General features: G+C 44.0%; 9 protein-coding genes and 1 pseudogene. 9 read left to right on the top strand and 1 reads right to left on the bottom strand.

Annotated elements, in window-relative coordinates:
- Positions 1-395: 395 nt before the first annotated feature.
- From NFR99_RS14305 to NFR99_RS14265, 9 genes and pseudogenes are all read left to right on the top strand, one after another.
- On the top strand, positions 396-770 hold the full coding sequence (locus tag NFR99_RS14305; RefSeq protein ID WP_120487088.1) for a BlaI/MecI/CopY family transcriptional regulator: 375 nt from the start codon (positions 396-398) through the stop codon (positions 768-770).
- The gene (locus NFR99_RS14300; RefSeq protein ID WP_120487087.1) at positions 763-2646 is read left to right on the top strand and encodes a M56 family metallopeptidase; all 1884 of its coding nucleotides are present in this window, start codon (positions 763-765) and stop codon (positions 2644-2646) included. The genes NFR99_RS14305 and NFR99_RS14300 overlap by 8 nt, the downstream gene beginning before the upstream one ends.
- A 110-nt stretch (positions 2647-2756) precedes the next feature.
- Positions 2757-3215 (top strand): RNA polymerase sigma factor, encoded by a 459-nt coding sequence (locus NFR99_RS14295; RefSeq protein ID WP_120487086.1) that lies wholly within the window; start codon positions 2757-2759, stop codon positions 3213-3215.
- The gene (locus tag NFR99_RS14290) at positions 3187-3399 is read left to right on the top strand and encodes a helix-turn-helix domain-containing protein (RefSeq protein ID WP_016286597.1); all 213 of its coding nucleotides are present in this window, start codon (positions 3187-3189) and stop codon (positions 3397-3399) included. The genes NFR99_RS14295 and NFR99_RS14290 overlap by 29 nt, the downstream gene beginning before the upstream one ends.
- Before the next feature lie 77 nt (positions 3400-3476).
- Complete coding sequence (locus NFR99_RS14285) at positions 3477-3896, top strand: C-GCAxxG-C-C family protein (RefSeq protein WP_016286598.1); 420 nt, start codon at positions 3477-3479, stop codon at positions 3894-3896.
- A 200-nt stretch (positions 3897-4096) separates the two neighbouring features.
- The gene (locus tag NFR99_RS14280; RefSeq protein WP_135976561.1) at positions 4097-4318 is read left to right on the top strand and encodes a hypothetical protein; all 222 of its coding nucleotides are present in this window, start codon (positions 4097-4099) and stop codon (positions 4316-4318) included.
- A gap of 221 nt (positions 4319-4539) precedes the next feature.
- Positions 4540-4935, top strand: a complete 396-nt coding sequence (locus tag NFR99_RS14275; protein WP_135976562.1) for a plasmid mobilization protein — start codon at positions 4540-4542, stop codon at positions 4933-4935.
- Positions 4907-6538 (top strand): relaxase/mobilization nuclease domain-containing protein, encoded by a 1632-nt coding sequence (locus NFR99_RS14270; RefSeq protein ID WP_251353985.1) that lies wholly within the window; start codon positions 4907-4909, stop codon positions 6536-6538. Before NFR99_RS14275 ends, NFR99_RS14270 begins: the two co-directional genes overlap by 29 nt.
- Positions 6528-6797, top strand: a pseudogene (locus NFR99_RS14265) (cysteine-rich VLP domain-containing protein); the annotation flags it as partial. The gene NFR99_RS14270 and the pseudogene NFR99_RS14265, both read left to right, overlap by 11 nt.
- A gap of 86 nt (positions 6798-6883) precedes the next feature.
- Here the strand turns inward: NFR99_RS14265 and NFR99_RS14260 are convergent.
- Positions 6884-7096 carry a LysM peptidoglycan-binding domain-containing protein gene (locus tag NFR99_RS14260; RefSeq protein ID WP_120485057.1) on the bottom strand — a complete coding sequence of 71 codons (213 nt, stop codon included), beginning with the start codon at positions 7094-7096 and terminating at the stop codon, positions 6884-6886.
- Between the last annotated feature and the right edge of the window lie 203 nt (positions 7097-7299).

Below are 7299 nucleotides of genomic sequence, written 5' to 3'. Positions count from 1 at the left end.
CATTGATAAATGCTCATGTACGGTAAAGAAGCAAGCAACCGAAAACAAGAGATAGACCGCCAGCACCACACTATTCCGAACCAAAGAAACCAAAGACCAAAAGACAAGCACCGTGGAAATGTGTATAACTTGCTATTCCGTCATGGAAAAGTCCGTTCACAGAACATGGAAAAGCTAAAGTGCAGCTTTCCCACATTCTGCAAACAGACTTTCCCACAACTCCATAAGACAGCAAGTTATGCACATTACGCACAGTGCCGACTACTACGGAATCCCTCCCTGTCTTTCATATCTTTTTAAAAATTCTTAAATTTTCATTAGAGTATTGCATTGTCACCTACAAAGTGTTAAGATATATACATACCCACAAGATGTTAAGATAAAAGGAGGACAAAATGGCACAGCAAATTTCTGAATCCGAATTGGTACTAATGAAAATCATCTGGAAGAATGGAGGGGCAGCTTTATACTCCCTCATCATGGAGGAATTGGAAAAAGACAAGAACGAATGGAAGAACAACACCGTACTCACGCTGCTTTCCCGATTAGGCGAAAAAAAGTTCTTGAAAGTCAAAAAAATCGGCAGGAAGAATGAGTATGTGGCTACGGTAACAGAAACAGAATACCAGACCATGCAGACCCACAGCTTTCTTGATAAAGTCTACGGCGGGAATGTGAAAAACTTAGTATCAACCTTGTTGCGGCAGGATATTCTTTCGGCAGACGAATTGAAAGAGATTGAAACATTTTGGAGAAAAGAAAATGAATGAATTTATGAAAATATTATTGTCGCTGTCTGTTTCCGGCGCACTGTTACTGCTTCTTATTCTGGGATTGAAGCCGCTGTATAAAAACAGGTTCAGCAAGCGTTGGCAGCATTATATCTGGATAGTCGTTGCTTTGCGGTTTTTGCTTCCCTTTACTCCCGATAATGCGATTGTTGGAAGCCTGTTTGAAAAAATCGACACAGTAGCAATAACGAATGAAATTCCTACAAGCCCCAATATACCCGTTCCCGCAGATACGGGTAACAACAATGCAGAGCCGATACAGACAAACCGGGAAATAAACGCCGCTGCCATGCGTGAACCAATTAACAAATATGTCTGCCTGTTTTTTATCTGGTCAGCATTGGCACTGATTTTATTTGTCCGTAAGATAACAGTTTATCAAGGATTTATCCAATACATCAAAGCGGGAAATAAAGAGGTATCGGATATAAAAATCTTGAATCTGCTATCTGATTGTGAAGAAAAACTGAATATCAAGACAAGGGTTGAATTATCCCGTAATTCTCTAATTGCTTCTCCTATGCTGATTGGTTTCTTTCGACCAAGAATCATTTTGCCGATTAGCGAATTGGAAGATAGAGAGTTGTCTTATATCTTTGTGCATGAGCTGATTCACTACAAGCAGAGGGATATGTTTTATAAATGGCTGATACAGATTGTTGTGTGCGTCCATTGGTTCAATCCTTTTGTATATCTACTGGAAAAGGAAGTGAATAAATCCTGTGAATTGTCATGTGATGAAAAAGTTATATCTGTACTTGACGATACCGCAAGACGTGAGTATGGAGATACACTAATTTCCTTTTTGAAGTCAAACAATCTCTACAAAAGTTCTTTAGCTTCCGTCACTTTGACAGAGGGAGCAGAACAGTTAAAAGAAAGGTTAGATGCTATTATGAATTTCAAGAGTAAGACGAAAACAATTCGGGTTTTGACTGTTATATTAACTCTTTTTATTTTATCTGGTGCGGTTTTTATCGGTGGTTATTCCGTTTCTGCTGCTACCGATTCTAAAGAAACAAGTAAATCGTCAATACCAGAAAAAAAAGGCAATGGGAAAAGCACGTATATTTATGATGAAAATTTAGGGTATGGCTGGTATTTAGACGATGAAAATTTAGATAATAATGATTTGGAAAATGCTAATTCCTACCAATATTCTTATACGCAAAATGGATATTATTGCAATTCTTATATTATTGAAATGGGTTGGAACTTATACGCTAAAAATCAAGATTATTATGGTGCAACAGAAATTGTCTTTGAGGACGAATCAAAAATGACAGTATATTTTTCTGATTCGGTAAAAGATTATCTGAATGACAGAGAAGCTATTTCGGCAATAGAAGAATTGATTTATTCTCTGAAAAACACAGATATTAGTCCGGCAATAGAAATGCCTTTGATTATAAGTATAATGCCTGTTGCAGCTGATGATATACCAGTTTTGACGGAACAATATTTTCAAAATGAGGACTTAATTAGATTTTCCGCACTCTTTTCAGTATTAGACGAAACAGCTCAAAAAGATTATTACAAGAAAGCATATGACGCTGATAAAATTGCACTGTTTTCAACCATTATACAAGATATGGACACAAATTTGGTTTTACAGTATGTAGATAAATCAGAACAGGATAACAAAACAAACTTCTTTGCCGTGCTTTCAAATTATATGCCATTAAGTGACTTAAAACGCCATGTCGAAAAATACTATGAAAATAATAATATTGCCCGCTTTACAATTTTGCTTGATTGCATGACAAAGGAAGAAAAACAGGAATGGCTGAAAAGAGCGCAGACAGATAGGAAAACTAACTTTGTCGCTGTCTTATCTAATGAATTGCTTGATTAAAAAACTATTACGGTTTAACGAGGGGCAGCCGCCTATAACAAAGCTGCCTCTTGCAAAATAAAGGAACCTATCAACATTGTTTCCCATGTGGGAGAAAGGGGGAATCATCTATGCCTTACACAGAAGCATACAGAGAACATATCATGTATACTTTCAATGGCTATTGCAAGACCGTCATACGCTTTGCGGCTATCAACGCATGGCGTGACAGGAGCAGGCGGCGGCAAAAAGAAATATCCCTTGAATACCTCACTGAAGAAAAGTTTTACCCTTTAGGCACAACAGACGAATATTTTGAAGCACCTTATGAAGAATACCCCGTTACGATATGCGGTCAGACAGTTATCCTCACCAATGGGGAGCTTGCCGCCGCCCTGTTATCTCTGCCGGAGAAGAACCGGGAAATCATTTTCCTTTACTTTTTCGGGCATTACACACAGCAGGAAATCGGGGAAATGTACGGACGCTGCCGGAGTACGACCGGGTATCAAATTCGCAGGACTTTACAGCTCCTGCACAAAGAAATGGAGGTGCTTTCACATGGGGAATCCGAACCTTTTACCCTATGAAACGATTGTCCGGGCGACCAGCGGAGAGCCGGAAGCCGTGGACGAGGTTTTACGGCATTATAGCAAGCGAATCCGAATCGCCGCCATTGAAAACGGGCATATCGACAGGGATACCGAGGACAGTATAAAATCCCGGCTTGTTGCCGCCCTGTTTAAGTTCCGTTTTGATGAACAGGAAGTATAAGAAATCGCTTTCACTTTTTGCTTAATGGATATATAATAAAGTCAATGGCAAATTATGACTTTTTAAGAGGTGTGCAGATGAAAGACTATATAACAAATCGGGTACATGAATTGTACTGGGAAGAAGATATAAATTGTGCAAAGACAACGCTTATCTGTCTAAGCGAATTATTTGAAATTGCTATTGAACCGCAGGTAATTTGTTCTGCCGTTGGATTACATGGTGCAGGCGGGTACAGAGCGCAATGTGGTCTAGTCGAAGGTACGCTTATGTTTGTAGGGATTTATTTTCATATATTGGGAAAAACAGAATCCGAAATCGTATCTGCGTGTTATGATTTTGCATCTGCTTTTGATAAAGCATTTGGTTCGCTAAGATGTTTAGAATTACGTCCAGCAGGTTTTTCAGAAAGCAATCCACCGCATATGTGTGAAAATTTAACTTGCAGAGCAATCGAATTTGCATATCAGCATATTTTAGAATTATCGAAACTTTAAACAGTACCAGTTTGTAGAACAGTGGATATAAAACTAAATAACCGCCGCTATATAACGGCACACCAAGACAGGAAATCAAGAAAAGGTTTCCTGTTTTTTTGCGCCTATTTTTGGCATTTTCAAAAATCGCCAGTATTATGCCGTGCAAAGGGGGATAAAAAGAATTTCCCTCTCCCGTTTGGCAAATCCGCAAGCTGTCCGTGGAGGACGGGCGAGAAGAAATTTTACAAATTCCCGCCTATTCGAGCTTGCGTGGTGTTGTAAGTAATGAGGGGGATTTTCTGCAAATCAACGTCTATTTTGCTTTTTGCTGGTTTGTAGGTATTAGCGGGAGAAATATCGCCGCTGCTTTGGCAAAATCCCCGCTTGCGGCACTAAAGGTATTGACGGAAGCCCACACAGAGGAAACCGCTACTTTTTAAGAGCAAGATTCTACCACAGTACCAAATTTCGCCTATCGGCTCATTTTGTCCTATGGGAATCTTGTTGGGGTTGCCACCCCAAGCCCGCCTTTTGCGGCTTGCGCCGCTTGAAAAATCCCTCAAAAATTTTTTTCGGATTTTTCAAAAAACACTTCCGCTTATGCCCTGTTTTTCTCCTATTGGTGAGAGGGCAAAACATAAAAAGAAAGGAGTTAAAGCCCATGAGAAAATACAACACGCCCCACCGCCACCGGGTAATCAAGACACGCTTGACCGAGGAAGAATACGCCGAGTTTTCCGAGCGTGTCACCCTCTGTAAAATGAGCCAAGCCGAGTTTATCCGGCAAGCCCTTATCAAGTCAAGCATACGCCCGGTTATCACCGTTTCCCTGGTCAATGATGAACTGCTCTCTGCCGTTGGGAAGCTAACCGCCGAGTACGGGAAAATCGGCGGCAACCTTAATCAGATTGCCCGCTGTCTGAATGAGTACGGCGCACCCTATAACACCCTCTCCCAAGAGGTACGAGCCGCCGTAGCGGAGCTTGCCGCCTTGAAGTTTGAAGTCTTGCAGAAAGTAGGTGAAGCCGTTGGCAACATTCAAACATATCAGCTCTAAAAATGCCGATTACGGGGCGGCTGAACAGTACCTAACTTTTGAGCATGACGAGTTTACCATGAAGCCCACGCTTGATAAAAATGGGCGGCTTGTTCTCCGTGACGATTACCGCATTTCCTCTTTGAATTGCGGTGATGAAGATTTTGCAATCGCCTGTATGCGCTCCAATCTGAAATACAGCAAGAGCCAAAAACGGGAGGACGTAAAGAGCCACCATTACATTATCAGTTTTGACCCCCGTGACGCACCCGACAACGGCTTGACGGTTGACCGGGCGCAACAGTTAGGCGAGCAGTTTTGTAAAGAACATTTTCCCGGACACCAAGCCCTTGTATGCACCCACCCAGACGGGCATAACCACAGCGGCAACATTCATGTGCATATTGTCATAAACAGCTTGCGGATTGCGGAAGTGCCGCTACTGCCGTACATGGAAAGACCAGCCGACACAAGGGAGGGCTGCAAGCACCGCTGTACGGACGCAGCTATGGAATATTTCAAAGCGGAAGTCATGGAAATGTGCCACCGGGAAAACCTCTATCAGATTGACTTGCTGAACGGGAGCAAGAACCGAGTTACCGAGCGTGAGTATTGGGCGAAGCGGAAAGGACAAGCCGCACTGGATAAGGAGAACGCTTCCCAAGCCGCCACGGGAGAGCCGCCCAAACAGACCAAGTTTGAAACCGACAAGGAGAAGCTGCGGCGCACAATCCGAGCCGCCCTGTCCTCTGCCGTTTCCTTTGAGGATTTTTCCGGGAAGCTGCTACAACAGGGCGTGACCGTCAAGGAGAGCCGGGGGAGGTTGAGTTATCTCACGCCGGACAGGACGAAGCCAATCACCGCCCGGAAGTTGGGTGATGATTTTGACCGTGCCGCCGTACTGGAAGCACTCACCCTAAACGCACAGAACGCCGCTAAAGCCGCCGAAAAGCCCGCACCCAAGCAGGAATACCCACACAGCATAAAAGACCGTTTACAGCGTAATAAAGCCGCGATAAACGCCCCGAAGAATGACGGAGTACAGCGCATGGTAGATATAGCCGCCAAGAGAGCCGAGGGAAAGGGGAAAGGCTACGAGAAATGGGCGACCTTGCACAACCTAAAGCAAATGGCGGCGACCATGAGCATTTACGAGGAATCCGGCTTTTCTTCCCCGGAAGAACTGGAAGCCGCCCTTGCTGCCACCAGTACAGAACTGCATGAAACCACTGGGAAACTGAAAGCCGTGGAAAGCACTTTGCGGGAGAAAAAAGACCTGCAAAAACAGCTATTAGCCTACATCAAGACCAAGCCAGCCCGTGACGGATTGCGGGTGCAGAAAACGGAGAAAGCCCGGAGAGCCTACCGGGAGCAGCACGAAAGCGAGTTTATCATTTCCGAATCTGCCGCCCGGTATTTCAAGGCACAGGGAATCTCCAAGCTGCCAGCGTCCAAAGCCCTACAAGCAGAGATTGAGCAGCTTACAGGGGAGAAAAACAGCCTTTACAACGAGTACCGGGAGAAGAAAGAGAACGTCCGGGAATTGCAGACCGTGAAAAGCAATCTTGACAAAATCTTGCGCCGTGAGCCGGGACGGGGAAAGGGGCGGGAAAATGAACGGTAAACGCCCATACATGGACTACCAGCAACACAGAGCCGCCCGCCGCCTTGTGCATGAGTGCTGCAACTATGATAACGGCAACTGTATCTTGCTGGATAACGGCGAGCCTTGCGTATGCGTCCAGAGTATCAGCTATTCGCTTATATGCCGCTGGTTTCGGATAGCCGTACTGCCGCTGGACGGGAAACTGGAAGCCGCCCTTTTTCACCGGGCAGACAGGAAACGCTGTACCGAGTGCGGCGGGTATTTTCTCCCCAAGTCAATTTTGCATTATTATGATATGTAAAAATTGCCATTACGCAGGCGCTTTCCCGGGCAATCTGCCCGGAAAAGCAAAACATCTGCCGGCTATTGCTCTTCCAATGGAATCGGTATTACTATCGGACGTATCTTTGGAATACACAATTCATCCCCAATCTGTAGATTATACACATTGATATATGGGTTCGCAAACAACAGCGCTGAAACTGTCACTCCATATTTTTTACCCAATTTATAAAGGGTATCCCCTTTTTCTATTACATGAATGAAGCCTCTGCAGCATTTGCATCTTTCCTCCATATTTAAACTCTCCTTTCATCCTCTTACTTTTATTCATATGCAAGAGTTCCGTTGCTGTTCATACGCTGTTACCCGCCTTTTTGCATGACATCTGAACAAATACCAGCCCTTGAACAGAGAGCAGTTGTAACAGTTCAGCCCAGGACTTTGCACTTGCTGCAAAGTCCGTGAGAATGCGTAAATTCAGCCGGAGAATCCAGCCC

Origin of the sequence: Hominisplanchenecus murintestinalis (assembly GCF_943193015.1) — a bacterium.
Classification (GTDB): Bacteria; Bacillota; Clostridia; order Lachnospirales; family Lachnospiraceae; genus Hominisplanchenecus_A; species Hominisplanchenecus_A murintestinalis.
This window is presented reverse-complemented; position numbering and strand designations above follow the sequence as displayed.